The sequence below is a fragment of the Streptomyces sp. NPDC020875 genome (assembly GCF_040641415.1).
Lineage (GTDB): Bacteria > Actinomycetota > Actinomycetes > Streptomycetales > Streptomycetaceae > Streptomyces.
On the sequence record NZ_JBFADP010000034.1, the window covers coordinates 69262 to 94913 of the forward strand.

A 25652-nucleotide genomic window follows, 5' to 3' on the forward strand; every position below is an offset into this window, starting at 1 on the left:
GTCAGTGCCCCTCGGGGCGGGCGTGCAGATACGCCTCCAAATCGCGAATCCTGCGCAGGAGATCGCCGCGCTCCCGGTCGTGCTCATCCACCAGCTCTGTCAGGGCTTCCACGTCGCCCCGGTGGGCGATCCAAGGGCCGCGCTCCTCCTGGGCGGAGTCCCAGGTGGCCTTGATCCGGAAGTGCCCGTTGGCCGCGTCGGAGACGACCGTGGCGCCCGCCTCCGCGCTCAGCCGGACATTGAACTCGATGGAGAGTTCGCGCGGCCGCCGCTCCGATCTACCGCTCTCGATCAGGCTCTCCACGGCCTCGGAGACCGCCTGGCCGATGGTGCGCATGGTGTGCGAGAACGGCGTCCTGGCCTCGTATCCGGCGGGGCCCCGGTAGGCGTGGTCGACCGAGTCGTCGGCGTCGACCTCCATATTGACGACACCGCCGTCCGACAGCCGGAAGCGGGAAACCTCGCGCATCGTTCTCCTCGGTCGGCGAGTGGCGGCACGTACCGCCCCAACATAGCCGCGCGAAGCGGGCCTTGGCACCGGGCATCGGCACCGGATCCGCCCCGTGAGCGGCCGGGTGACCGGCCCCCGGGCGGCCACTGGACAGCGGGGTGGCGCCCCGGCATGCTCACCGCCGGGCCGTGAACGGTCCGGCCCGAGCTGGAACACCGTACGACCGTACGAGGGGGGGCGGATCCGGGATGCGGATTCTTGGTGTGCACGGGATCGGCAACTACTGGGAGGGCCTGGACGCGGGCCCGGCGGCCGAGCACATGGCCGGGACCTGGCGGCGCAATCTGGCGCGCGGACCGCTGGGCGAGGCGGCGGAGTCGTACGACCTGACGGTCGCCTACTACGCCCATCTGCTCCAGGAGGCGGGCGGTCAGAGCGTCGGCGGCGGGGTGCCGCTGGCCGGTCTGAGCGTCGGGGCGGAACGGTCGCTGCGCTGGTGGCTGGAGGAGCTGGAGCTGCCCGCCGAACCGCCGCAGGGGCTGCTGACCTGGCCGTTCCGCCAGGCCCTGAGCTTTGTCGCGAACCGGGAGAAGCTCGATCCGGAGCGGGTGGAGGCGTTCGCGGACCGCCACGTCGAGGAGGTCGCGGCGTACTTCTCGACGGCGAACGAGTCCCGGCGCCGGACGAGGGCGCGCGATGTGGTCCTGGGCGCGCTGCGGGAGCGGTCGCCGCAGGTGGTGATCGCCCACTCGCTCGGTTCGGTGGTGGCGTACGAGGCGCTGTGGCGGTACGGCGACGAGGGCGGGGCGCCGGTCGATCTGCTGATCACCCTGGGGTCGCCGCTGGCGATCCCGCACGCGGTGTTCCACCGGCTCGACCCGGCGCCCTCCGCCGACGGCCTGGGTGCCCGGCCGCCGGTCGTCCGCCGCTGGGTGAACATCGCCGACATCGGGGATGTGGTGGCGGTACCGAAGGGCGGGGTGGCCCGGCGGTTCCTCGGGGTCACGGAGGACATCACCCAGCGGATCCACGCCTTCGACTTCCATCTCGTGGCGAACTACCTGGCGACGGGGGCGGTGGCGCGGGCGCTGAACTCCGTCACGGTGGCCGGGGAACCGGCGGGCTCATAGACCGGTGGGCTCGTAGGCCCGTGGGCTCGTAGGCCCGTAGGCCGGCGGGCCCGTGGCGGCGGCCGGGTGGCTATCCGGCCGCCGCAGCGTCTTCCTTGAGGGTGTACGCGACCAGGGCGTTGGCGTGCCCGTGCCCCAGCCCGTGCTCGGATTTCAGCCAGGCCACCAGCTCCATGTGCTTCGTCAGCGGCGACGCCCGGATCAGCTCCTGCCATTCGGCGACGGGCCGCCCGTACTTCTTCTCGATCGCGGGAAAGTAGGACGCGGGCCCCTTGGGCTGGGCGTTCTCGGCCATGGAATCCTCCGTACGGGTCAGACGGCGTATGCGACCCGGTGGCCGCGACAGCACACATCATGACCGTCGGCGGCCCGGAAACTCATCGGATTTCCCGGGGTCGCCGTGGAAGACTTCGAGCCATGTCACATGATCACCACGGCGGGGTCCTCAGCGTCGGCCACCGCGACACCGAGCTGAGCCAGGCCCTGTCGGACGGCCTCGACGAGGTCAACTTCCCCGCCACGGGCACCACGGCCGCCGACCAGACCAGCCTCTCGGTGAAGATCGTCGACGACAGCGGCGAACTGATCGGCGGGCTGACCGGCTGGACATGGGGCGGGCTGCTCGGGATCGAGATGCTGTGGATCCGCGCCGCCAGCCGCCGCGACGGCTGGGGCGGCCGGCTGCTGCTCGCCGCCGAGGAGGAGGCCAGGGCACGCGGCTGCGACCGGGCGTGCGTCTCGTCGTTCACCTTCCAGGCCCCCGGCTTCTACCAGCGCCACGGCTACCGGGAGACGGGCCGCACCCTGGGCTTCCCGGGCGGGGCGGAGGATGTCCACATGTTCAAGCGGCTGGTACCGGAGGCGGAGCCGGAGTCCGGCGACTGAGTGGCACCGTACGCCTCCCCGGCCGTGAGAACCCGGGCTGCGCGCATCGACAAGCCCATTACGCGTACGGACAAGGCGACGGCCCCCGGTGCGGGTCAGGATGAAGTCGTACACCGGCGCCGTCACCGCCGGGTCGCGCGGGATCGACGGTGACGACGACCCCCCGTCTCCGCGTTGGAGCCGGGTGGCCGAGGAGGAGGGCCGGACCGTACGACGTACGCCGGGCGGCTGGGGAACGGGGGACGCCGGGGCGCGGTCGAACGGTCCGGTCCCCCTGCCGGTGGACCTCGGCGCGCCGCCTGTCCCGGCAGGCCCGCCGTCACGGCCCGGCCGGAGATCCCTTCCGGCCGGGCCGGACCACGGGCGTCGCGTGTCCCGGATCAGCTCGCGGGCTGCCGCGCGGACGCGGGCGGTGCCGCGAAGTCGACCCCGTCGGCGGGCAGCACCCGGATGGCGCGCCCCGGGTAGCGGATCGTCCTGAAGATCTCGTTGTGGTGGGCGACGGATGCGTCCGGGGCTGCGTACGGGGAACCCTCGGGCCGTACGGACGTCATATGGCCGTCCTCGACGAGCAGGACGTCATAGCCGTGGCTGAGGGCCTGCCGGGCGGCGGTGTCGACACAGATCTCCGTGGCGAAGCCGGTGACGACGACCTCCGTGACACCCGACTCCTTGAGCACGGCGTCGAGTTCGGTGCCGAGGAAGCTGTCGGCGCTGGCCTTGTGAACCACGGTCTCCCCGTCTCCGGGGGCGACGGCGGGGGCGATCCGCCACGCTTCGGTCCCGGGTTCGAGCCCACCGCCGCCGTGCTGCACGGTCACGACGGGCACCCCGGCGGCGATGGCCCGCTCACGGAGCCCGGCGATCGCGGCGAGTACCGGGGCGGGTCGGTGGGCGATCCCCACCATGGCGTTCTGGACGTCGATGACGAGAAGCGCTGCTCGGTGCGACATGGCCCCACGGTAGGGCCCGCCCCGGCGCCGGACGAAGACCTTTTCCCGCCGGGGCGCGGCGCGGGGGTACGGCCCGCCCGGTGTCGTTCGCGATGCCCGGGAGGGCATTTGGGGGCGCGGGGAACTGCGCGAGCAACCCACCACCGGGGTGCGGGCCGCGAAGAACATCAGGCCGCCGGGCGCGGCCCGGGTACGGCCCGGCGGCCGAGGGCCCGGCCGTGGTCCGTCCGGCCGGGCCCGGGGGCGGGCGGTCAGTCGTGGTTGTGGGTGGAGGTGGTGTCCGCCGGGGGCTCTTGCCGGCCGCCGTCACGGCCGGAGACGACGACGGCCAGGATGACGGCGATGATCGCCGCCGCCGCGAGCCGGCCGGTCGCCCGCGCCGTCCACAGGGGGCGGGCGGCGGGCTCGGTCGCGGTGAGGGCCGGGAGGCGTTCGGAGCGGCGGGCCGGGCTGAGGAGGCGAACCAGGAAGAGGAGCGCGATGGGGAGCTGGAGCAGCCAGACGGTGGTCCGGAACCAGCCGTCGTACCAGACGTTCGTGCCGTAGAGCAGGGTGTGCCAGACGCTCAGGACATAGACGGCGATGACGAAGCGGTGCATCACCCGCCAGGTCTTGGGGCCGATCCGCTGGCGGACGTAGAAGAGCAGTCCGAGGGGGATCGCGAGATAGAGCGCGGCCTGGCCGATCGGGATGGCGATCCGGCCGGTGCCGGTCTCGTAGCCGCCGGGTACGAACGATTCGACGAAGGCCGTCCAGGTCGCCCCGTACCAGCTGTCGGTGTCGTGCCGGATCAACTCGGCGGCGAACAGCAGGGCATGGGCCGCGATGAGGGCGATGGTGTTGAGGCTGGTGGTGCGGTGGAGGCGGGTCAGGCGCGGCCCGCTGAGCGGGAACCAGTCGGGCCGGGAGCCGGAGACGAGCAGCCCGAGAATCACGGTCACCCACGCCCACAGCAGCGCCGACCAGCCGAACGCCTGGCTGAGGAAGTAGAGCCAGAAGGCGCCGGGGTCCTCGCCCATGAAGGGCATCACGGTCGTGGTGGACGAGGCGCCGGACTTTATCCGGGCCCAGATCAGGACGAAGAGCGCGGCCGTGATGACGAGGGCGATCAGTCCGTCGAGCCAGGCGGCGCGGAGGTCGGAGCGGAGGGTGATCTTGTTGGATCCGGGGGCCGGTCCCGAGCCGCCGCCGGAACAGGGGGTGCCGTTCGCGGCGTTGGGGCAGGTGTCGCCGGACGCCGGGGTCTTCGCGGCCTTCGCGGGCGGCGCGGGGTCGGGAGCGGGGTCCGGTGCGGCGCCGGGGCACGTATCGTCGGCTGCCGTACGGGGCTCGGGCGCTCCGCCCGCGCCACCGCAGGCGGACGGCTCCGGGTCCGGCTCCGGTTCGGACGGCGGGCGGGACGCGGGTACGGCGGTACGGTCGCCGGAGGCTCTGTCGCCGTCGGGCGCCGCCTCGGCCGCCGCGTCCGGGGTCGCGCCGGATCCCGTCGCGGTGTCTCCCGGTCCGGGCTCGGGAATTCGTACCAGTTCGGGGGCGGAGTCGGGGGCCGTGCGCTCCGTGGGGGGCTGCATCGCGTCCGCTCCTTACTGGTGGCTGACGAGGGACTGTCCACCAGTGGTCGTCCGGCGGGCGGAATGAGTTCCCCCACCATCTTTGTGACGTGCGTCACAGGTTGTGAAGTCATGGCAAAGCATCCGATGCTCCGACATCCTCGGATCGGCCGGTACTCCCTCAGCCGCCCGGCACGCTGGCACCATGAGCCGCATGGGAGCCGGATCCGCACTCCGCCTCACCCACACCGCGGTACTCGCCGCGGTGTGCGTCGTGGTGTCCGGAGCCGGGCACACGCTCGCCTCCGGCACATCCCCACCCCCCACCTCCTATGCCGTCGCCGTCCCCCCGGTCTGCCTGCTGGCATGGCGCCTCACTCGAAAGGAACGTTCCGCCGGGGCAGTTGTCACCGTCAGCGCGCTCGTCCAGGCCGCGCTTCATCTCCTCTTCGGACTCTTCCCCCACGAGGGGTCCGGAGGGCCGGGCGGCCCGGCGACCGGCCATCACGCGCCGCCGGGCCCGGTGTCCGGGGTCGTCGACCCCGCCGTACTGCTGCCCGGACTGCTCTCGGGAATGACCGCCGCGCACGCCGTCGCGGGCGCGGTCTGCGGCTGGTGGCTCTGGCGCGGTGAGCGCGCGCTGGCCCAACTGGCGCTGGCCCTGGACCTTTTCGCCGGGGGCCGACTGCGGTTCGCGTATGCCGTACTGCGCGGCGCGTACGCCGTTCCCGCGCCCCGGGTCGTACGCCCGCGGCGCGTCCCGGAGCGGCATGTACGGCTGCCCGCGTCCCTGTTACTCCTGCGGGCCGTCACCCGCCGCGGGCCCCCTCTCCTTCCGTCCTGACGCACCACCCCCTTCCCCAACCCCCGCACCGCCGGGGACTGCTCGGACGCGAAGGACCTTTTTGTCATGCTCTATTCACCCCCCCACGCCCCCGTACGCACTCCCGCGCCCGCCGCGCCTGCCTCATCGGCCTCCGGAACGCACCGGCCGCACCGGTCGCACCGCCCCACGGGCCGCCGGGACGCCCAGATCACCGGCTGGGCCCTGGCCGCCGGGTCCGGCGACCGCCGGGCCACCGAACTCTTCGTCGAAGCCACCTATGACGACGTCAGACGGTTCGTCACCCACCTCACCCTCGGCACCCGAGGCGCGTTCGACGCCCCCGGCGGCGCGGACGACCTCGCCCAGGAGACCTACGCCCGTGCCCTGACCAGCCTCAGTGGCTTCGCGGGCCGGTCGTCCGCCCGGACCTGGCTGCTGACGATCGCCCGCCGGGTGGTGGTCGACGGCATCCGCAGGGCGGCCGTACGCCCCCGGATCGCCGACACCGCCGACGACTGGCTCGACGCGGCGGAACGCGCCCACCACCGCCACCAGCCCCCGGGCTTCGAGGACTCCATCGCCTTCCAGGACGCCCTCGACACCCTGGAGGAGGGCCGCCGGGAAGCGTTCCTGCTCACCCAGATCCTGGGCCTCTCCTACGCGGAGGCGGCCGAGGCACTCGACTGCCCGGTCGGCACGATCCGCTCCCGCGTGGCCCGCGCCCGCCGCGACCTGGCCTGCGCCTGGCTCACCCCGGAGGACGCCCTCGCGGCGGCCTGACGCGTCGACCGCCGGTGCCTCCGGGCACCGGCGGTCGACGGGTTCTCAAACGGGTGGGCTTGTGGTCGGAGTTTGCCGTGTTTGCCCATGTCGATTCTCCGGTGGGTGAGTCGGTAGATACCGAGGGGCGGGTTGTCGGTGTGGGCACAGGGTGTGCACAGCAGGTCACGCCGGATGTGGGTGATGCGTGCGGTGGTGGTGCGGGGAAAGTGGTGGGTGGGTATTACGTGGGTGTTCCGTGGGGTGTGAGGGCGTCGAGGATGTGTTCGGGGCAGACGGGTTGTCCGGGGTGGACTTCGACGGGTGCGGTGGTGGTTCTGCGGCAGAGCAGGCATTGGGCGGTGTCGGGTGCGGGTGGTGGTTCGGTGAGGAGTCCGTCGCGGGTCACCGGATCCACGTCCATGCCGGTCCGGGGCGGGCGGCTCGTACGGCGACGGGCTGCTCGAAGTGGAGCCCGTGGCGGGCGACGATGAGCCTGCGGGCATGGGGTGGGGCGAGGGCTCCGGTCCGGGTGGCGGTGGCGCGCGCCCGGAGGATGGCCCGTGCTTCGTCCTGGGAGGGACTGGTCCAGGGCCGGCCCCACGGATCGACCGGAGGCCGGACCATCACGATCACGGTGGGAGGGTTCCGGCGGGGCTTGAGTAAAGCCCGTACGAGGGTGATGAGGTCGGCGATAAGGTCGCGCATACGACAGGTCAGCTCCTGTATGGCTGGTCGGTTGAGCCCCGATGGACCGCTGCGAACGGTCGGTCGGGGCGTCTTGGTTTTGTGGGGGTGGTGGTCCCGGCTCCGTGCCGCGGGGGATGGGTTGTACGGAGCCGGGACCCTTTCCCGGGCCCGGGGCGTGGGGCCACCGAACCCGGGAGCTTTCAGGCCCGCCGGGCCCGTTTCGGGGTGAGGTGACGCGGCTTGGGGCACTCCGGGTGCGCGTACAAGGAGGGCCGCGACCCGGAGGCGGAGAACCCCAGCATGAGCAGGGTCTCCTCGGTCCGTTCAACCAACCGCTCGCAGTACACGCAGTACTCCGGAAACCCACCCAGCACCGGACCGCAGACGTCAGTCATCGCACACCGCCCACGAGGACGAGCCGGTACAGCGGAACGATCCCCCGCCCCCGCGCACACTCCACATGCCCGAACACCGGCCGCTGCCGCTCACCAGGCGCCCCCGAAACCATCCGGATACAGGCGTCGGCTCCTGGCTCACCGCATACGGCACACAAGCGGCTTCTTGTCCGGCCTTCGGTCATGGTTCTGCCCTCATGTTTCCTGAGTGCGGTCGTGAACAAACCGCGAGCAAGTGCGGGTGCGGTTGCCCGGCGACTCCAGGTAATCGCGTGACCCCGCCGCGCTGCCAGGAATCCCACGGTCCGCTGAGCGGCCATTGAGCGGCCACTTCGAACAGGCGAGCCGATCGCCCGTAACTCCGCTTATGCGCGAAGCCGTTGAACGTTACGTTGGACTAGCCGAAGGCAAGGGGACACAGATGACCACCAACGACCGGCTGCGGGCCGCAAGGCTCGACCAGGGATGGCTGTCCCAGGAGACGGCGGCCGAGGAAGTCAGTGCCGCAGGCCGGATCGCGCTCGGGGACCCGTACTTCACGGTGAGCGTCCGGACGTATCGACGCTGGGAATCGAATACCCCCGGCTGGCCCCGCCCCGACACCGCTGCGGCCCTGCGCGCGGCTTTCGGACTCAGCCCCGAGCATCTTGGATTCACACCCCCACCAGGGCATCCCGCCCGTTCGCACGAACCGGAGGGCACGTCCTTGGACCGCCGAGACTTCCTGGCTGTCGGATCCGTCGCCGTGCTGGGCGTGGTGAGCCCGGGGGACGTGAGGCCCCGCGAAATCGACCCCGCCCTGGTGGGGTATTTCCACCAGCAACTCGCCGGGCATTACGCCGCCGACATGATGCTGGGCCCCCGAGACCTGATAGGGACCGTCACCGAGCAGTACCGTCTGATCAGCAATCTGTCCCGAGCCGCGACAGGGGCCGTACGCGAGGACTTGATCCGCGTCGGCGTCGCCTACGCCGCCCTGGCCGGGTGGCTGCACCAGGACGCCGGGCTGTGGGACTCGACGGCCTATTGGCACGGAATGGCCCAGATGGACGCCCAGATGATCGGGGATGTCGATCTCACCGCGTACATCCTCTCCGGTATGGCCAGGCTCCGGGCCGACCTCGGCGACGGCCGGGCCACCGTCGATCTGTGCCGACAAGGATTGACCGAGCGGCACCGGCTGTCGGACCGCATCCGGGTCAATCTCATGCACCAGCAGGCACACGGCCATGCGCTGCTCGGGGAGCGGGCAGCGGTGGACCGGCTTCTCGACGAGGCTTCTCGTGTGGTCGAGGACGTCGATCCATCAGTTTCCTGGGGAGCCGTTCACCGCAACGCCCACTTCTTCGAAGTCCAAAGAGCCACCTGCTACGGCCGGATGGGGCTGTTTGAGGAGGCCCGGCGTATGTGGGGTGAGGTCAACGCGGTCATGCCGCCGACCGCGCGCCGGGACACCGGCGTCTACCTCGCCCGTCAGGCCGTCGCCCATGCCGCCACCGGGGAGCCGGAGCACGCCGTGACCTTGGCAGCCGTGTCCGCGAAGATCGCCGCCGAAACCGGTTCGGCCCGGCACCGAGGGGAACTGGATACCCTGCGCACCGATATGAGCAGATGGCGGCACGATCCCGTCGGCGAGCGATTGGAACAGGCGCTTCGGCCAATCGCCGCGTAAGTCGTTCGTCGTCCGCAGTCTGAACTCGAAGAGGAGCACCTCATGGCCGCCACCCCGCTGACCGAGACCGAACTCGCCGACGCCCTCACCGAACTGCCCGGCTGGACCGTCGTGGACGGCAAGCTCACCGCCGCTTTCAAGCTGGACCGCACCGCCGTACCCGGGTTCTACGCGGTCGTCGCCGCCGCCGAGGACGAGGCGAACCATCACGCCGTGGTGACGATCCTCTACGGGACCGTCACCTTCGGCCTCAACACCCATGACGCCGGGGACGCCATCACGGCCCTCGACACCGCCATGGCCGCCCGCCTCGCCGCCATCGCCACCGAACACGGAGCCACCCCCACCCCTCGGTGACCGCTGGCCGGATCTCGGTATGCGACGCCCTGCCCTCTGTTTGATCACCTGTCCCGCAGGGACCTTCCGTCCATCGACCACGGCGTACGCGCCCCCCAAGAGGCCGGCTGGGACGTTTGTCTCGCCCTGACCGCTGCTCGCTGATGGCCTGGTGAGATGCTCACCTACGGCTGAACGGACGCGTGAACTCCCGCCAGGAGGTCTGCTGTGACGACGTTGGCCGTACTGCACCCCGGAGCCATGGGCGCCGCCGTCGCCGGGCAGGCCGTGGCAGCCGGGCACCGGCTGGTGTGGGTTCCCGCCGGGCGGGGCGCGGCGACCCGGCGACGGGCCGAAGCGGCCGGTCTCACCGAGTGCGCGTCACTGGGCGAGGCTCTGTCCGCGTCCGACATCGTGCTGTCGGTGTGTCCGCCGCAGGCTGCCGAGGAGGTCGCGGCGGCCGTGGCCGCGCACGGATACGGCGGCGTGTACGTCGACGGCAACGCGATCAGCCCTCAGCGCATGCGGGGCATCTCCGACCGGATGCCGCCCGCGTGCACCGTCCTCGACGGCATGCTCAGCGGTCCCCCTCCCAACGGCTCAGGGCCCGTCCGGTTCTACCTTGCGGGTGATCCCGGCGCCCGGCGCGAGGTGGAGGGCGTCTTCGCCGGTACGCGGGTGCTCGTACGGGCCACCGAAGGCGATATCGGGTCCGCCTCCGCCCTCAAGCTCGCCATCACCGGCTACCAGAAGATCTCCCGGCTGCTGGCCGGTGTCGCCTACGCGCTCGCCACCGATCACGGCGTCGCCGAACTCCTGCGCACCGAGGCCGAGGCGATGAACAAGGACATCCTCGACGACCCTGCCTACCTGCCGAGTGTCGCGGCCCGCGCCTGGCGGTGGGGGCCGGAGATGGCGGAGATCGCGGACACCCTCCGGGCCACCGGCCTCCCGCCCGACCTCGCCGAAGCCGCCGCCCACGTCTACACCCGCTGGGCACCCTTCAAGGACCAGGACATGCCACTGGGCCCGCTCCTCGAACACCTCCACGACAAGCACCACGACAACACCGGCGGCCACCACAGCGGGCCCGCGTGAAGACGATGTACCTGTTCGGGTCGGCAGCACCGCCGGTCCTCCGGTTTCCCGAGGTCATCGACTCCGCCCGGGAACGCGGCTGGGACGTCTGCGCGGGACTGACCCCGGCCGCCGCCGACTGGCTCCACGACGAACTGCCCGACCTGGAGGAACGGACCGGACACCCCGTACGGACCCGCTACAAACGCCCCGGCGAACCCGACGCCTGGCCCCACGCGGACGTCATCCTCTTCGCCCCGCTCACCGCGAACTCCCTCTCCTCCTGGGCCCTCTGCCTCACCTCGAACTTCGTCGTCGGCGTCGTCGCCGAGGCCCCCGGCAAGGGGATCCCCGTGGTCGCGATGCCCTGCGTCAACGCCGCCTACGCCGCCCACCCACAGGTCGACCGGAGCGTCGCCGCACTCCGCGAGACCGGCGTCACCGTCCTGTACGGCGAAGGCGGCTTCACCCCCAACCCACCCGGCGAGCGCCACCCCTACCCCTGGCACACCGCCCTCGACACGGCCGAAGAAGCCCACCGCGCAGCCCACCGCTGACGGATACGACCGGGCTCCATCGGCCTGCCTCCGATCGGAGGGGCGGCATCCGGAGCTGCCCGCCGGGCGCCGGTTCGCCGGACTACTCCGTGCCTGAGACGACGGTGTTTCTGAGTGTGCCGATGTGTTCGATGAAGACGGAGACCCGGTCGCCCGGTTCGAGGGGCCCTACCCCGGCGGGGGTGCCCGTGAGAATCACGTCGCCGGGTTCGAGGGTGACGGCGGCGGTGATGTATTCGATGAGGTCGGCGACCGGGGTGAGCATATGGCTCGTGCGCGACCGCTGGCGGTATTCGCCGTTCACCATGGCACCGATGCGGAGGTTCCCGGGGTCGATTCCGGTGACGATCCACGGGCCCAGCGGGCAGAACGTGTCGAACGCCTTGGCCCAGGAGGGCTGTCCGTCGGCCTTCTGGATGTCGCGGGCGGTGACGTCGTTGGCGCAGGTGTAGCCGAAGACGTACGCCGCCGCGTCCGCCGCCGGCACGTTCCGGGCGGTGCGGCCCATCACCACGGCCAGCTCGGCCTCGTACTCGACCCGGTGAGACTGACGCGGGTAGCGGATCTCCGTATCCGGTCCCGTGACGGCTGACGGGGGCTTGAAGAACAGCCGTGGCACAGGTGGTGTCCCCATGCCGGTCTCCGCGATGTGGTCCGCGTAGTTGCGGCCCATCGCGACGATCTTCCCCGGGACCACCGGGGCCAGCATCCGGATGACCTCCATGGGGAGCAGTTCACCCGTACCGACCGCGTCCGTACGGGTCGGATCGCCGGTCAGGACTTCTACCGGAGTGTGATCGTCCACGGTCGGCGCGACCCGGCCGAACCGGACCCGGCCCTCGTGCTCGAACCTGACGTACCGCCGCCGCTCCACCATGACCGTCCCGTCGATCGACACCGTCGCCGCACTGCCGGATGCCAGGGTCCCAGCAGGCAACCCGGGACGCACACGCCGGTACGGCCCTACACCAACCGTCGAGTATCCCGCCCCGAACCGGATGGAATCGAATGTGCTGGTCTTCGAACGGGATGGAGGCCCGGAGTTGTCACAGCGCTTGGCCGGGCCTCTGTCGGGTGGGGGTTCGGTGTCCATCGCGGCGCGGCAGGCGTTGGAGGAGTGGTGCACGGACACCGCGCACCGAAGGCGAGCGATCTCCAGGGGAGACGCTTCGGGCTGAAGGGACGCGGCATGACGACGACAGCACCGGAGACCATGCGTGACCACTGGTGGTGGCGGCCCGGCTGGGACGTGGGACGACGCTTCTACACCTGGCATCTGACATTCGACGGACAGCCGGACGTGCACCGGTTCGCCGCCGCCTACCGGGAACTGCTCGTCGCCGTGGACGGGATCGACCTCGTGCCGGACCGATGGCTCCATCTGACCACGCAGGGCATCGGCTTCGTCGGTGAGATCCCCGAGGCCGATGTGCGCACCATCGTCGAGGCCGCGCGGGAACGGCTGGCCGCCATCCCCTGCTTCGACCTGGTCCTGGACGCTCCCGTCGTGGATCCGGAGGCCATCCTCGTCCCCGTACGACCGGCGGCCCCCGTCCACGCGGTACGCGACGCCGTCCGGGAGGCCATCGCCACCGTCCGGGACGTACCCGAACGCGCCGACGGATTCACGCCCCACATCTCCCTCGGCTACAGCAGCGCCACCGGGCCCACCGAGCCCTTCCGCGCCGCGCTCACGAGCACCGGTATCCCCGGCGCCCGGGCCCGGATCACCCGAGCCGAACTGATCGTCATCCACCGGGACAACCGGATGTACGAATGGGAGTCCTACGCCAGTGTCCCCATCGGCACCCGCGTCCGCCACGACGAAACCCTCCGCAGTCCGTCCTGACCCCCGCCGTGCTGGGATGGGGCACCCGACGGAAGGTGTCCCCGTGTCCGAATGGAAGTCGCTCGGTGAGCGCACCGTGTACGAGAACCGATGGGTCCGGGTGGGCATGGCCGATGTCGAGCTGCCCGACGGGCGGCGCCTCGACCACACCGTGATCCGGGTCCGGCCCGTGGCCGTCGCCGCCGTCCTCAACGAGCGGGACGAAGTCCTGCTGCTGTGGCGCCACCGTTTCATCACCGGCGCCTGGGGCTGGGAACTGCCCTCCGGCGGCACCGCCGAAGGGGAGGACCTCGCGCATGCCGCCGCCCGGGAGTTCGAGGAGGAGACCGGCTGGCGGCCCGGCCCCATGCGGCCACTCCTGGCCGTCGACCCGATGCCCGGGATCTCCACGTCCCACCACCGCGTCTACTGGACCGACCACGCCCACCACGTCGGCGAACCACGCGATGCCTTCGAATCCACCCGCCGCGAATGGATCCCCCTCACCCGCGTACCCGAACTCGTCACCGACGGACACATCCGCTCCGCCAACACCGTCGCCGCCCTCCTCCTACTCCACCACCAGCGAACCGGCGCCACCCCCGTGGCCGCACCCGCACACCACCAGCCACCAACCCGCCCGGCCCGGTGAGATGCTCGCCGACTACTGGGCGGACGCGTGAACTCTCGCCCATGATCGGATGGAGCTGACCGTGCTGGTCTTCGAAGTGACGAACGATGAACTCATGGACTCCGTGGCCCGACAGGCGGCCGGGGCCGGGATCACGGACGCCGCGATCGTCTCCCTGATCGGGGCCGTGGACCGGTTCACCCTCTCCACCATGCCCGAAGGCGACGCGCTCAAGGACGACATCAGCTCCTACGAACTGCCGGCCGAGATGTCCGGCACCGGGGAGATCCGTAACGGCTTCGTCCATATCCACGTTGTCATGGGCGTCGAAGGCGACCGGGCCGTCACAGGCCATCTCCACGAAGCCCACGTGGGAGCCCACTTCGCCCGCGTCTACCTCATCCCCTGCCCCTGAACCCGAGAGGTCGAGAGCGGACGCGCGGCAGCTCGCAAGGCGCCCGGCACACCGGTCCGAAGGGCCGGATGGTCAGGTGGCCGTAACGCGTGCGGTACTCCGACGCGGCACGCGCCACCCGTCACGGGCTCACGGGCTCACCGCGACAGTTGAAGTGTCGCGAGCAGATCCTCGTGGAGTTCGAACCAGACCCGGTGGCACGAGTCGCGGTCCGTGCCCGTGATCCACTTCGGCTCCGTGGGTGCCCGGCGCAAGGCCGTTGTGAAGCGGTGGTGGTAGCCGGTGAATCGGGGGAGGTGGGCCGTCAGGCGGGATTCCAGGTCGGCCAGGGCGCGGGCGGGGTGGTCGAGGGCGGCGACGGTGGCGGCGAGGGTGACCCGTCGTACGCCGATCGACATCTCCGTGAGCTGCCAGTCCGTGCAGGCCGCCGCCACCTGGTCGTTGAGGGGGAGGAAGTCCCGGTAGACGGCCTCCACCTCGGGGCGGGCGCCCGTCGAGTCGAGTTCGGCGGCCAGCAGGGCCTCTCCGTGGCGGGTGCCGGACTCGGTGAGGGACCAGCCGTTGTCGCCGCCGAAGCCGGTGTAGGCCGCCCAGCCCCGGGCCTCCGCGTCCAGCAGGTGCTCCTCGGTGTCGGCCGGGGAGAGTCCGGCGCGTTCGGCCAGGCGGGCGGCGGTGGCGTGACCGAGGGTGCGGGTGGCCTGGAGGACCAGGAGTTCGGCGGGGGTGGTCCGGTTCGTCATCGGTCCGTCCGTTCGTCTGTGGCGGTCACGGTGCCCCGGCTGCCGTCCACGGTCACGCGCCGCCCGTGGGCGATGAGGGTCATGGCGTGCTCGGCCGCGAGGACGGCGGGGATGCCGAACTCGCGGGCCACGATCGCGGCATGGGCGAGCATGCCGCCGGTCTCGGTGACCACGGCCGCCGCGCGGGCCAGCAGCGGTGTCCAGGCCGGTGAGGTCGTACGGCAGACCAGCACTCCGCCGGGGGTGAACCGGTCGAAGTCGTCGGGGCCGGTGATCACCCGGGCCGGGCCGGTCGCGATGCCGGGTCCGGCCGCCGTACCGGTGACCAGGGGCCGACCGGCCGGGTCCGCCGGTCGGGTCGCGGACTCGGGCCGGGTATCGGTCCCCGTGCCGGGCGCGGTGGTGACGGGGCGGGCCTGGAGGATCCAGATCCGGCCGTCGGCGATGGCCCATTCGATGTCCTGCGGGCCGCCGAACAGGTCCTCGATCCGCCGGGCGGTCCCGGCGAGTTCGGCCGCCCGCCCGGCCGTGAGGACACCGCCGGGGCCGGAACCGGGTTCGGTACGGGTCCCGGCACCGACGATCCAGCGCTCCGGGGTGACGGCGCCCGCCACCAGCGCGTCCCCCAGCCCGGCGACCGCCTCGATCACCGTTTCGTCGGCCCCCGTGACCGGGTGCCGGGTGAAGACCACCCCGGCGGCCTCGGCGGCCACCATGAGCTGTACGAGCACCCTCGGCCTCGGCGCCGGTCCGCCCGTTCTGGCGGTGTAGGCGGCGGCCCGGGCGCCGTCGGCCGAAGCCGAGCAGCGACGTACCGCGTCGGCCACCCCGGCGGGATCCGCCGCGCCGAGGGTCGTGTGCAGCTGGCCCGCGTACGACGCCGACGCACCGTCCTCGCCGAGCGCCGAGGACCGTACGGCATACGGGCCGGGGCCCAGGGCCCGCAGGGCGGGGGCGAGTTCGCGTTCCCAGCCGGGGGCACGGGGGTCGGTGATCACAAAGCCGTCCGGGACCGCGAACCCGGCCCGCAGCAGCCGGGCGAGGTTGGCGGCCTTGGTCCCGCAGTGCGCGGTGGCGTCGGAGAGGGCGGTGAACACCGGTCAGCCCCGCTCGGCCGGGCCGGTGGTACGGGCCTGGAGCCTGCTCAGCCGCTGCTGGGCGGCCTGGGGCGAGTCCAGGCCGAACGCGCCCGCGATCTGCGGCCAGGTCATGCCCTCGGCCCGGGCGGCGAAGAGCAGTCCGGTCTCGATCTGGTCGAGTTCGGAGCGCGCCGACGCCAGCAGCTTCAGCCCCGCCGCCAGCACCTCGGGTCCGGCGTCGGGTTCCCGGGCGAGCCAGGCCGCGAACCGTACGAGATCGGTATCGGCGGCCGGGCGGCCCGTGGGCTGCCACGGCCTGCCCGCCAACTCCTCCGCTCCGGCGGCGTTCAGGACCGCGCGGGCCCGGTCGAGTGCGGCGGCGTGGTCGCGGTCGGCGCTGCTGCTCATACGCCCATTGCAGGGCATCAACATCACATTGTCAACGTGATGTTGAGGTTGTTGGTGGAGTACCGGCCGGGACGGGGGCGGTCCGGACCTGCCCCGGGCATTACTCCGTGATGGTCCCGATACGTCGGCACCGACCGCCCACCGGACGACCCCGCAGCCGCCGCAGCCGCCGCCACCGCCCCCGACGCGTCACTTCGCGTCGGCGTAGCACTCCACGACCGCCGTCGTGAACGGGAACCGGACCGGTGTCTCACCGAACGCGATCCGGCCCGCCAGCGCGCCCGCGTCCCGGACCGCCGCCGCCACGGCGTCCGTCTCGTCCGCCGGGCAGTGGACGATCACCTCGTCGTGCAGGAAGAACACCAGTTCGGCACGCATTCCCGTAAGGGCCCGGCGCAGGGCCGCGAGCAGCAGCAGGGACCAGTCCGCCGCCGCGCCCTGGACCACGAAGTTACGGGTGAACCGGCCCCGGGCCCGCGCGCCGGAGAGGTCCGGCGACGACACGGTCTCGTCGTCCTGCGGCAGGCCCGCCTCGTCGCTCTCCGCCGCGCCCGACACCGGGGGACAGGTCCGGCCGAGCCAGGTCCGCACCAGCCGGCCCTCCTCGCCCGCGCGGGCCGCGTCGTCGACATAGGCGACCGCCGCCGGGAAACGGCGGCGCAGCGCCGCCAGGTTCTTCAGACCGTCGCCGGACGTCTGCCCGTAGACCGCGCCGAGCAGCGCCAGCTTGGCGTCCTCGCGGTCGCCGGAGAAGCCACGCGCGGCGAGGGTCGTATACAGATCGCCGTCATGGCCCGCGACCTCCATCAGACCGGGGTCGCGGGAGACCGCCGCCAGCACCCGGGGCTCCATCTGGTCGGCGTCGGCGACGACCAGCCGCCAGCCGTCGTCCGCGACGACGGCCCGGCGGATCACCTTCGGTATCTGGAGCGCACCGCCGCCGTTGGTCGTCCAGCGGCCGGAGACCGAGCCGCCGGGCAGATAGCCGGGGCGGAACCGACCGTCCCGCACCCAGTCGTTCAGCCACGACCAGCCGTGCGCCACCCAGATCCGGTAGAGCTTCTTGTACTCCACCAGGGGGGCGACCGCCGGATGGTCGATCTCCTCCAGCTCCCAGCGGCGGGTGGACCGCAGCCGGATCCCGGCCTCCCCGAACGCCTTCACCACATCCTGCGGGAGATCCGGCCGCACCCGCCGCCCGAACGCCGCCGACACCTCGTCCGTCAGCTCCGCCAGCCGCCGGGGCTCGCCGCCGCCCGCGTACCGCTCGCCGAGCAGCTCCGCCAGCACCTGCCGGTGGACCTCGGCCCGCCACGGCAGCCCCGAGCGGTTCATCTCCGCCGCGACCAGCATGCCCGCCGACTCGGCCGCCGTCAGCAGCCGCAGCCGCCCCGGATGCGCCGAGGCGTCGTGGCGCCGCTGCTGCTCCGCGTAGACCTCCAGCAGGGACTCCAGCGACAGCGGGACCGGTCTCGGCTCGAAGAGCGACGACTGCGCGCCGGGCTCGGCGGCCCTCGGCGGCGGGTCCGGCGGCACGGGGCCCTTCCGCAGCCGGGCGAGCGCCGCCGCGGCGGACCGGGGCTCCCCGGATCTGCCCTCGTGGCCCAGGAGCAGTTGCTCGGCCACCTCCACGTCGTAACACCGCTCGACGCGGACCCCGGCCGCCAGCAGCCGGGGGTAGCTGTCGAAGGTGGACCGCCATACCCAGCGGTCCACCTCCGGACGGGACCGGACCGCCGTCACGAGATCCGGCTCCTCGACCACGGGCCCGGCGGGCAGCCCGTCGGGGCGGAGGGGGACGAGTCGCGCCCCGTCGCCCTCCGCCGCGGTCGCCACCGCCCATCGCTCCGCCATACCGGAAGTCTTCCACCCGGGTCTGACAACGACCGATCGACAAGCCCGTGACCTGCGGAAAGTTAATCGGAGGCGGATCGTCCGCAGACTCGTGGCCCCGGATCAGGACCGCCGGGGCACGGAACCGGCCACCGCGCGCGGTAATGGCGCCCCGGCTGTCGGACCGACCCCCTAGGATGACGCGTTCACACGGCGGCGCAGGGGGCGCCGACCGTCCGTTCCCGGTGGTCCACCGGGAACTTCTGCCTGGGGGGCACCTGCATATGGCACGGCACGGCATGCGTCACGGCGTACGTACGGGTCTCACGGTCGGCGTCGCGCTGACCGCACTCCTCGCCACCGGATGCTCCGGCTCCGACGGGGACGCGGAGGCCAAGCCCGCGTACGACACCAAGACCAAGACCCAGCGGATCGGCACGGCCGGGAGCGTCTGCGCGCTCCCCGTCACCTTCGATCTGCCCGCCGACTGGAAGTCCGACAACGTCAGTGCCGAGGTTCAGCAGCTCACGACCGTGGGACTGGCCGAGATGAGCTGCGAGCTGGACGCCCGGCACGGCGGCACCACCGGCTTCATCCGGGTCTTCACGGATCAGTCGCGGTCCTCGACACCCAGGTTCGCCCTGGAGCGTTTCGTGAGCGAGAGCAAGCTCCAGAAGCGGAAGAACGTCGAGTACCGCGACACCAAGGCGGGCCCCTACGAGGCGGTCGAGGTCTCCTACGAGGGCCACAACGAGACCTGGGGAGCTCAGCAGAAGGAGACTCATCTCGCCTTCAAGTCCCCGAAGGGCCTGCTGGTCTTCGACATCGACGCCTTGGACCCGATCGACCACGACGCGCTCCTTCCCGAGCTGGACCGCATCAAGGACACCCTCAAGGGGGTGTGACGGACGGGTGAGGGCCCGCGCGAGCGGGCGGAAACCCGGTCGTCACCTGCGTAAAGACCGCCTACGATGACGCGTTCACGTCGTGGCGCAGGGGGCGCCGGGCGCCCGTTCCCGGCGGGTTCACCCGGGGCCTGATCAAGGGGACGACAGAGCATGGCCCAGCACGGCACTCGTCACGGCGTACGGACGGTTCTCACAGGCGGCGCGGCGGTCGTCGCGCTGCTCGCCACCGGATGTTCCGGCTCCGACGGGGACGCGAAGGCCGAGCCCGCATACGACACCAAGGTCAAGACCCAGCGGATCGGCGCGGCCGGGAGCCCCTGCGCGCTCCCCGTCGCCTTCGACATACCGGCCGCCTGGAAGGTCAACGAGGCCGTTCCCGTCGAGCGGACCGGGATGGCGGTGGAGTACTCGGAGTACCTCTGCGAGCTGGACGCCCGCCCCGGCGGCGGAAAGGGCTCCATCCGGATCCACAACGACCAGTCGCGGCTGTCGCAGCCCCGGGAGTCCCTGGAGCGCTTCATCCGCGCGGGCAGGCTGACTGAGCGGAAGAACGTCGAGTACCGCGACACGAAGGCGGGCCCGTACAAGGCGGTCGAAGTCTCCTACGAGGGCTACAACGAGTCTCGGAAGGCCCGGGTGAAAGACACCCGGATCGCCTTCGAGGCCCCGCAGGGACTGGTGGTGTTCAGTGTCGAGGCCCTCGACCCGGTGGACCACGACGCGCTCCTCCCCGAGCTGGACCGGATCAAGGACACCCTCAAGGCGTCGTGACGGCCCCGCCGACGGGCGGGACGGGTGGGCGGGGCCGGTAGGCGGGGCCGCGCACCGCATGATGGGGGGATGAGCAGCACAGCCCCACCCGGCCCCGGGCCCGGCGATCAGCCCCGGACCACCGTCGAGCGCGCCCTGGCGACGGCCCTGTACGCCGAGGGCGCCGGGGCGCGGGCCGGTGGAGAAGGCAGGGGAGGCGGGGAAGGCGGGAAATCGAGGAAGGCCGGGGCGCGGGCGGTCGATGCCGCGATCGATACCGCCGCGTCCCTGCTCGCCGCCGATCCGGCCGCCGACGCGGAGTTGTCGCGGCGTGGCGAGGAGTTCGTCCGGCGGGCCTGGGAGCGGGGATGGCAGCCCGCCGACGTGGTCCGGCTGGTCCGGCGCGATCTCGGCGATGAGCATGTGCGGATCGTGGCGGAGCTGATCCGTACGGAGGCCCGGCGCTATCCGGCCGCCGGGCTGCCGCCCCGCTGGGCCGCGCAGCTCGGCGACCTCGCGGCCGGGGCCGTACCGCCGTGGCGGGCGTCGGACCGGTTCTCGTACGCCACCGCCGCCCTGGAGCTGTACCGGCTGCTGCTGCGGCTGCCCTCGATCGAGCCCGTCGGGCCCGTGCCGGGGACCGGGCCGGGGGGCGCGGCGACCGCCGCCGGGGCCGTACCGCCGTCCGCGTACGAGCCGAAGGCGCTGACCCGGATACGTGCCCTGCTCGCCAAGGCCGAGGCGACCGACTACCCGGAGGAGGCCGAGGCGCTTTCGGCGAAGGCGCAGGAGCTGGCGGCCCGCTACAGCGTCGACGCCGCCGCCGTGAGCGGTGCGGGCGGGGACGCGGCCGGGCGGGCGGTGCCCGGGGCGTGCCGGATCGGTGTGGAGCCGCCGTACGAGACGGCGAAGGCGATCCTCCTCGACGCCGTGGCCGGGGCGAACCGCTGCCGCGCGGTCTGGAACGGGGAGTTCGACTTCTCCACGGTCGTCGGATACACCGCCGACCTGGACGCCGTCGAGCTGCTGTACACATCCCTGCTGGTGCAGGGGACCGCCGCGATGACCAGGGCGGAGGCGGCGCAGCGCGCGGGCGGACGGCGGCGGACGAAGACGTTCCGGCAGTCGTTCCTGATGGCGTACGCGTCCCGGGTCGGCGAGCGGCTCACCGCGGCGGCCGACGCGGTCACCGGGGCCGCGCCCGCCGATCTGCTGCCCGTGCTGGCGACCCGCGAGGTGGCGGTGGCGGCCCGGGCGGACGAGTTGTTCCCCCGGACCACGACGACCCGGGTCCGGGGCGTGGACGACACGGCGGGCTGGGAGGAGGGCCGGGCGGCGGCCGACTCCGCCCGGGTCGGCCCGGACCGGCCCCCGCTGCGGGGACCCGGCCGGGAACGGGAGTGAGCGTACGGCTCTGACCGGCCGCTTCGCGCGTCGGGGGCGTACGCGCCGGGTGGGCTCGTAGGGTCCGGGTGGGCTTGTACGGTCCGGCGGCCTACGGCGACTTCCGGCCGCCGAACCGGTCCATCCGGCGGGAACTCGACGCCCGGGCCGACCGACCACTGTCGGGACGGACACGTTTCACCGACGCGGCGGACCCGCCGCGTCGGGGCGCGGCCGGACCACGACAGCGGGGAGACCACCGCGATGGAACAGAAACCCCGGGCCCTGGCCACCCGCGAGGCGGATGAGCCATGGGGGACCTCAGGAGGGCGTGGGGCCCCGGGCGGGTCCGGGTCCTCAGTACTGAAGACCCCGCCCGGCGCCCGACCGGACGCCCCGGCCCCCTGGTACGCGGACGACACGCTCTGGGTCGACTTCGCGCCCGCCATGTTCTCCGACCGGCGGGCCGGTACCGCCGCCGGTCTCGTCCGCGACTCCCCGCTGTTCGACTTCCCCGCCGGGTCCCGCGTCCTCGACCTCTGCTGCGGGCCCGGCCTCTTCCTCGGACCGCTGGCCCGGCGCGGCTACCGGGTCACCGGGGTCGATCTGAGCGCCCCGATGCTGGCCCGGGCCCGTACCGCCTGCGCGGCCCCGACCGGAACCGCGACCGACCCGTCCGACCTGACCGACCCTTCCGACCCTTCCGACCCGGCCGCCGACGGCGACACGACGCACCCGGTCGAGCTGGTCAGAGCCGACATGCTCGACTTCGTCCGGCCCGGCGCGTACGACGTCGTCCTCAGCCTCTTCACCTCCTTCGGCTACTTCGCCGACCCCGCCGACAACCTCCGCGTGCTGCGCAACGCCCGCCGCTCCCTCGCCCCCGGCGGGCGGCTGCTGGTCGACGTCATGGGCAAGGAGGTGCTGGCGGGCTGGATCGGCCGACCGCAGGCGGTCGACCTGCCCGACGGGTCGTACGTCGTCCAGCGGGACACCGTCCTCGACGGCTGGCGGCGGCTGCGCACCGACTGGACCCTGGTCCGCGGCGACACCGCCCGTACCGCCGCCCTCCACTCCTTCCTCTACAGCGGCGCCGAACTCCACGACCTCTTTGTAACGGCCGGGTTCACCGGTGTGGAGTGTTACGGCGACTTCGACGGCGGCCCGTACGACCAGCACGCCCGGCGCCTGATCGTGGTCGGCCACGCGCCGCCCGCGTAACGCCGGACGGGCCGCCGCCGCCCCCGACCGTCACGGGCCGCCGCCACCCTCGAACGCCACGGGCCGCCGCCCCCGAAGCCCGACCCTCCCGTCGAAGGAGCCCCACGTCATGCCCTCACCAGCATCCGCATCTGTGAGAGCACCCGCGACATCCACAACACCCGCCCCCTCCCCCACCCCCGCCACCAGGGTCCACGAGCACATCACCGACGCCCTGAAGGACCCCGCCTTCGTCCGGCTCACCCCGACGACCGTCCTCGCCAGATTCGAGACGATGAAGGTGTACGCGGCCCTGGGCGCCGTCCGGTCCCTGCTGGAGTCCGGCCGGATCGCCCCCGGCCAGACCGTGGTCGACAGCTCCAGCGGGATCTACGCCCTGGCCCTCGCCCTGGCCTGTCACCGCTACGGGCTGCGCTGTCACATCGTCGCCTCCACCACCGTGGACGCCGCCCTCCGCGCCCAGCTCGACATCCTCGGCGCGACCGTGGACCGGATGCCCCCGTCCCGCAGTCTGCGGCTGGACCAGGAGCGGCGGGTACGGCGCGTCCGCGCGCTGCTCGCGGAGCGGCCGGGGTTCCACTGGATGCGGCAGTACCACGACCGGATCCACCACGCGGGCTACCGCGACTTCGCCGCCCTGGTGACGGCGGCGCTGCCGCCGGGGCCGCTGACCGTGGTCGGCGCGGTCGGCACCGGCGCGTCCAGCGGCGGGCTGACGGCGGCACTGCGCGAGGGCGGGCGGACGGTACGGCTGGTCGGCGTCCAGCCCTTCGGCAGTGTGACGTTCGGCAGCGACCGGTTCAGCGACCCGGAGGCCATCATCGCCGGGATCGGCAGCTCGATCCCGTTCGGCAACGTCCGGCACGAGCTGTACGACACCCTGCACTGGCTCGACTTCCGGCACGCGACGGCGGGCGCGGTCGCCCTGCTCCGGCGGCACGCCGTCTTCGCCGGGCTCTCCACGGGCGCCGCGTATCTGGCCGCCGACTGGGAGGCCCGGGAATCCCAGGAATCCCATGAGTCCCGGGACACCAGGGACACCAGGGGTTCTGGGGACGCCAGTGGCACACGGGACGACCGAAATCCCCATGGGATGACGTATCTCGTGCTCGGCGCCGACACCGGACACCGGTACACGGACCGGGTCTTCGCCCGGCACGCCGAGGCTCCCGACCCGGCCGGACTGCGTCCGGAGGTGATCACCGGACTGGAAGCACTGCGTCCGCCGTGGTCGGTGCTGGAATGGGCCGGGCGCCCCGCACCCCCGGGAGCCCGGACGGACGGAACGGCGGCCGACCCCGCGTCCCGGACCGGCCCGGTCGCGGAAGCCCCCGCGTCCCGTACCGAACCGTTCGGGGACGGCACCGGTCCCCGCTCCGAGCCGTTCGGGACGGGGCCCGGGGCCCGTACCGGACCGGTCGGCGCGGGGGCCGGGCCCCGTACGGCCGGGGACACCCGCGCGCCCGGCGCGGCCCCGGCGGCGGCCGGACCCCGGGCCGCGAACGGCCGTTCTCCCGCCCGAGCCCTCCGAGCCCCCCACACCAACCCAGGAGCCCCCCGGTGACCATCGCCGCCCTCGAATCCCTCTCCTTCGGACTCGAACGTCTCGCGCTCTCCGCCGCCGTCGCCGGGCACCGGCTGGCGCTGCTCACCGGCGACCGGAGCTACTACCGCCACGAGCTGGCCACCATGCCCGAGGGAGTCCTCGACATCGTGGACGTCGACACCACCGACCCGGTGGCGGTCCGCCGCGCCCTGGCCGGACTGCCCGACCTGGCCGGGCTGGTGAACATCACCGACACCTGGAGCGTCCCGGCCGCCGATCTCGCCGCCGAGCTGGGGCTGCCGGGGCCCGATCCGGCGGACGTACGGGTGCTCCGGGACAAGTCCGTCGTACGGCGGCGGCTGCACGCCGCCGGGCTGAGCCGGATCCTGCCCGCCGCGCACCCCGGGATGGTCCGGCTGCCCGCCGTGCTCAAGGACTCGGCGGGCACCTCGTCCCAGGGCGTGTGGATCGTCCACGACGAGACCGAGTTGCGGGCGGCGCTGGCCGAGGCGGCGGCGGGCGGGACCCGCCTGAAGGGACGGCTGTTCGCCGAACCGTTCCTCCCCGGACCCTTGTACAGCGCCGAGACCCTGAGCTGGAAGGGCGAGACCCGGCTGCTGGGCGTCTCCAGCAGGCATACGTCCCGGACGCCCGCCGTCCGGGAGGAGAGCGCCGCCTTCCCGGTCGGGCTGCCGCCGGGCCAGCACGAGACTCTGGCCCGCTGGGTCGCCGACGTACTCGCCGCCGCCGGACACGACCAGGGGTTCGCCCATGTCGAGTTCGTCGACACCGCCCACGGGCCCGAACTCGTCGAGATCAACCGCCGGATCGGCGGCGCGCTGATCGCCGAGGCGCTCTGCCGGGCGCTGGGGACGGATGTCTACGACGCGGTGGTCGAGGGCGCCCTGGGGCTGCGGCCGACCCTGATGGACGGCCCCCTGGTGGCGCCCTTCACCGGACCGGCCGTCGCGTTCGTCCTGGTCTACCCGGACCGGCCGGGCACACTGACCGGCTGGCGCGGACTGGAGCACCTGGCCGCGTTCCCGGGCAACGCGGAGTGGTTCCCGGTCCGGGCGCCCGGTGACGTCGTCCGCGACATCGGCGACCAGCGCGGCTGCACGGGCATGGTGCTGGCGGAGGCCGAGACCGCCGAACTGGCGCAGCACCGGGCGTGGAGCGCGGCGACGACCGTACGACCCCTGATGGGGCCGCTGCCCGGGGACGGCTGACCCGCACGGTTTCGCACGGGTGCGCGGCGGGGGCGTACCCGGGCACCGGTCGGGTGGGCGGGAGCACCGGTCGGCGGATCACGCGGCCGGGGGAGCGACCTGGACGCCGGTAACGGTCCGCGACGGACGTTTCCCGGTGGTGAACCCGGCCCGGGGCGAGGGGATCTCCTTCCGGGCCTCCTTCGCCGACGACGACGGCAATACGGGCAAGGTGACGGCCATCGACGCGCACCACGGCCGGTAGTGACTGGTAACGGCTGGTAACAGGCGGCGGCGACCGCCCCGGCCGACGCCGTGACGGCCGGGGGGGGGGGGGGGGGGGCGGCCCGCCCCCCCCCCCCCCCCCCCCCCCCCCCCCCCCCCACCCCCCCCCCCCCCCCCCCCCCCCCCCCCCCCCCCC

General features: G+C 72.9%; 26 protein-coding genes and 2 pseudogenes. 17 read left to right on the forward strand and 11 right to left on the reverse strand.

The features are described from left to right. Position 1: 1 nt before the first annotated feature. Positions 2 to 469 carry a CU044_2847 family protein gene (locus AB0G74_RS20655; protein WP_361148246.1) on the reverse strand — a complete coding sequence of 156 codons (468 nt, stop codon included), beginning with the start codon at positions 467 to 469 and terminating at the stop codon, positions 2 to 4. A 230-nt stretch (positions 470 to 699) separates the two neighbouring features. On the opposite strand from AB0G74_RS20655, the gene AB0G74_RS20660 reads away from it, so the two are divergent. Further along, positions 700 to 1581, forward strand: coding sequence for a serine peptidase (locus AB0G74_RS20660; protein ID WP_361148248.1), 882 nt, complete (start codon positions 700 to 702; stop codon positions 1579 to 1581). A gap of 70 nt (positions 1582 to 1651) precedes the next feature. Here the strand turns inward: AB0G74_RS20660 and AB0G74_RS20665 are convergent, their stop codons facing one another. Continuing rightward, the gene (locus AB0G74_RS20665) at positions 1652 to 1876 is read right to left on the reverse strand and encodes a DUF4287 domain-containing protein (RefSeq protein WP_361148250.1); all 225 of its coding nucleotides are present in this window, start codon (positions 1874 to 1876) and stop codon (positions 1652 to 1654) included. A gap of 122 nt (positions 1877 to 1998) precedes the next feature. On the opposite strand from AB0G74_RS20665, the gene AB0G74_RS20670 reads away from it, so the two are divergent. Continuing rightward, the gene (locus AB0G74_RS20670) at positions 1999 to 2466 is read left to right on the forward strand and encodes a GNAT family N-acetyltransferase (protein WP_361148252.1); all 468 of its coding nucleotides are present in this window, start codon (positions 1999 to 2001) and stop codon (positions 2464 to 2466) included. Between the two features lie 380 nt (positions 2467 to 2846). On the opposite strand, the gene AB0G74_RS20675 is transcribed toward AB0G74_RS20670, so the two are convergent. Beyond that, positions 2847 to 3419 (reverse strand): isochorismatase family protein, encoded by a 573-nt coding sequence (locus tag AB0G74_RS20675; protein ID WP_361148254.1) that lies wholly within the window; start codon positions 3417 to 3419, stop codon positions 2847 to 2849. A 251-nt stretch (positions 3420 to 3670) separates the two neighbouring features. After that, positions 3671 to 4579 (reverse strand): annotated as a pseudogene (locus AB0G74_RS20680) (ferric reductase-like transmembrane domain-containing protein); the annotation flags it as partial. Positions 4580 to 5174: 595 nt separating this feature from the next. Between AB0G74_RS20680 and AB0G74_RS20685 the strand changes: the two are divergent. Next, the gene (locus AB0G74_RS20685; RefSeq protein ID WP_361148256.1) at positions 5175 to 5813 is read left to right on the forward strand and encodes a hypothetical protein; all 639 of its coding nucleotides are present in this window, start codon (positions 5175 to 5177) and stop codon (positions 5811 to 5813) included. Between the two features lie 66 nt (positions 5814 to 5879). Next, the gene (locus tag AB0G74_RS20690) at positions 5880 to 6575 is read left to right on the forward strand and encodes a sigma-70 family RNA polymerase sigma factor (RefSeq protein WP_361148258.1); all 696 of its coding nucleotides are present in this window, start codon (positions 5880 to 5882) and stop codon (positions 6573 to 6575) included. A gap of 223 nt (positions 6576 to 6798) precedes the next feature. Here AB0G74_RS20690 and AB0G74_RS20695 read toward each other — a convergent pair whose 3' ends face one another. Beyond that, the gene (locus tag AB0G74_RS20695; protein WP_361148260.1) at positions 6799 to 6963 is read right to left on the reverse strand and encodes a hypothetical protein; all 165 of its coding nucleotides are present in this window, start codon (positions 6961 to 6963) and stop codon (positions 6799 to 6801) included. Next, a complete protein-coding gene (locus AB0G74_RS20700; protein WP_361148262.1) occupies positions 6960 to 7262 on the reverse strand; it encodes a hypothetical protein in 303 nt (100 codons plus the stop codon). Before AB0G74_RS20700 ends, AB0G74_RS20695 begins: the two co-directional genes overlap by 4 nt. A 798-nt stretch (positions 7263 to 8060) precedes the next feature. On the opposite strand from AB0G74_RS20700, the gene AB0G74_RS20705 reads away from it, so the two are divergent. The 4 genes from AB0G74_RS20705 to AB0G74_RS20720 all read left to right on the forward strand — a co-directional run bounded on the left by AB0G74_RS20705 (position 8061) and on the right by AB0G74_RS20720 (position 11281). Continuing rightward, positions 8061 to 9311 (forward strand): Twin-arginine translocation pathway signal, encoded by a 1251-nt coding sequence (locus AB0G74_RS20705; protein WP_361148264.1) that lies wholly within the window; start codon positions 8061 to 8063, stop codon positions 9309 to 9311. Between the two features lie 42 nt (positions 9312 to 9353). Next, entirely contained in the window at positions 9354 to 9668 is a 315-nt protein-coding gene (locus AB0G74_RS20710) for a 4a-hydroxytetrahydrobiopterin dehydratase (protein WP_361148266.1), read from the forward strand. A gap of 207 nt (positions 9669 to 9875) precedes the next feature. Further along, a complete protein-coding gene (locus AB0G74_RS20715; protein ID WP_361148268.1) occupies positions 9876 to 10745 on the forward strand; it encodes a DUF1932 domain-containing protein in 870 nt (289 codons plus the stop codon). Further along, positions 10742 to 11281 (forward strand): flavoprotein, encoded by a 540-nt coding sequence (locus tag AB0G74_RS20720; RefSeq protein ID WP_361148270.1) that lies wholly within the window; start codon positions 10742 to 10744, stop codon positions 11279 to 11281. The genes AB0G74_RS20715 and AB0G74_RS20720 overlap by 4 nt, the downstream gene beginning before the upstream one ends. Before the next feature lie 82 nt (positions 11282 to 11363). Here the strand turns inward: AB0G74_RS20720 and AB0G74_RS20725 are convergent, their stop codons facing one another. Continuing rightward, positions 11364 to 12179: a fumarylacetoacetate hydrolase family protein gene (locus AB0G74_RS20725; protein ID WP_361148272.1), complete on the reverse strand. Its 816-nt coding sequence runs from the start codon at positions 12177 to 12179 to the stop codon at positions 11364 to 11366. 291 nt (positions 12180 to 12470) lie between these two features. Here AB0G74_RS20725 and AB0G74_RS20730 point away from each other — a divergent pair, with 291 nt between their 5' ends. The 3 genes from AB0G74_RS20730 to AB0G74_RS20740 are packed head-to-tail and all read left to right on the forward strand — an operon-like array spanning position 12471 to position 14155. After that, the gene (locus AB0G74_RS20730) at positions 12471 to 13130 is read left to right on the forward strand and encodes a 2'-5' RNA ligase family protein (RefSeq protein ID WP_361148274.1); all 660 of its coding nucleotides are present in this window, start codon (positions 12471 to 12473) and stop codon (positions 13128 to 13130) included. 43 nt (positions 13131 to 13173) lie between these two features. Beyond that, positions 13174 to 13761: an NUDIX hydrolase gene (locus tag AB0G74_RS20735; RefSeq protein WP_361148276.1), complete on the forward strand. Its 588-nt coding sequence runs from the start codon at positions 13174 to 13176 to the stop codon at positions 13759 to 13761. Positions 13762 to 13810: 49 nt separating this feature from the next. Further along, positions 13811 to 14155 (forward strand): DUF296 domain-containing protein, encoded by a 345-nt coding sequence (locus AB0G74_RS20740; protein ID WP_361148278.1) that lies wholly within the window; start codon positions 13811 to 13813, stop codon positions 14153 to 14155. A gap of 137 nt (positions 14156 to 14292) precedes the next feature. Here AB0G74_RS20740 and AB0G74_RS20745 read toward each other — a convergent pair whose 3' ends face one another. The 4 genes from AB0G74_RS20745 to AB0G74_RS20760 form a co-directional block, all read right to left on the reverse strand. Beyond that, complete coding sequence (locus AB0G74_RS20745) at positions 14293 to 14895, reverse strand: transcriptional regulator (RefSeq protein WP_361148280.1); 603 nt, start codon at positions 14893 to 14895, stop codon at positions 14293 to 14295. Next, positions 14892 to 15992 (reverse strand): PEP/pyruvate-binding domain-containing protein, encoded by a 1101-nt coding sequence (locus AB0G74_RS20750; RefSeq protein WP_361148282.1) that lies wholly within the window; start codon positions 15990 to 15992, stop codon positions 14892 to 14894. The genes AB0G74_RS20745 and AB0G74_RS20750 overlap by 4 nt, the downstream gene beginning before the upstream one ends. A 3-nt stretch (positions 15993 to 15995) precedes the next feature. Then, a complete protein-coding gene (locus tag AB0G74_RS20755; protein WP_361148284.1) occupies positions 15996 to 16382 on the reverse strand; it encodes a DNA-binding protein in 387 nt (128 codons plus the stop codon). 189 nt (positions 16383 to 16571) lie between these two features. After that, positions 16572 to 18236 carry a bifunctional 3'-5' exonuclease/DNA polymerase gene (locus AB0G74_RS20760; RefSeq protein ID WP_361148286.1) on the reverse strand — a complete coding sequence of 555 codons (1665 nt, stop codon included), beginning with the start codon at positions 18234 to 18236 and terminating at the stop codon, positions 16572 to 16574. A 278-nt stretch (positions 18237 to 18514) separates the two neighbouring features. Here AB0G74_RS20760 and AB0G74_RS20765 point away from each other — a divergent pair, with 278 nt between their 5' ends. The 6 genes and pseudogenes from AB0G74_RS20765 to AB0G74_RS20790 all read left to right on the forward strand — a co-directional run bounded on the left by AB0G74_RS20765 (position 18515) and on the right by AB0G74_RS20790 (position 25252). Further along, on the forward strand, positions 18515 to 19120 hold the full coding sequence (locus tag AB0G74_RS20765; RefSeq protein WP_361148288.1) for a lipoprotein: 606 nt from the start codon (positions 18515 to 18517) through the stop codon (positions 19118 to 19120). Between the two features lie 153 nt (positions 19121 to 19273). Further along, positions 19274 to 19894 carry a lipoprotein gene (locus tag AB0G74_RS20770; protein ID WP_361148290.1) on the forward strand — a complete coding sequence of 207 codons (621 nt, stop codon included), beginning with the start codon at positions 19274 to 19276 and terminating at the stop codon, positions 19892 to 19894. A gap of 69 nt (positions 19895 to 19963) precedes the next feature. After that, positions 19964 to 21277: a DUF2786 domain-containing protein gene (locus AB0G74_RS20775; RefSeq protein ID WP_361148292.1), complete on the forward strand. Its 1314-nt coding sequence runs from the start codon at positions 19964 to 19966 to the stop codon at positions 21275 to 21277. Between the two features lie 426 nt (positions 21278 to 21703). Beyond that, complete coding sequence (locus AB0G74_RS20780; protein ID WP_361148309.1) at positions 21704 to 22477, forward strand: class I SAM-dependent methyltransferase; 774 nt, start codon at positions 21704 to 21706, stop codon at positions 22475 to 22477. Between the two features lie 109 nt (positions 22478 to 22586). Then, positions 22587 to 23756 (forward strand): annotated as a pseudogene (locus AB0G74_RS20785) (pyridoxal-phosphate dependent enzyme); the annotation flags it as partial. Between the two features lie 281 nt (positions 23757 to 24037). After that, positions 24038 to 25252, forward strand: coding sequence for an ATP-grasp domain-containing protein (locus AB0G74_RS20790; protein WP_361148294.1), 1215 nt, complete (start codon positions 24038 to 24040; stop codon positions 25250 to 25252). Positions 25253 to 25652: the final 400 nt, after the last annotated feature.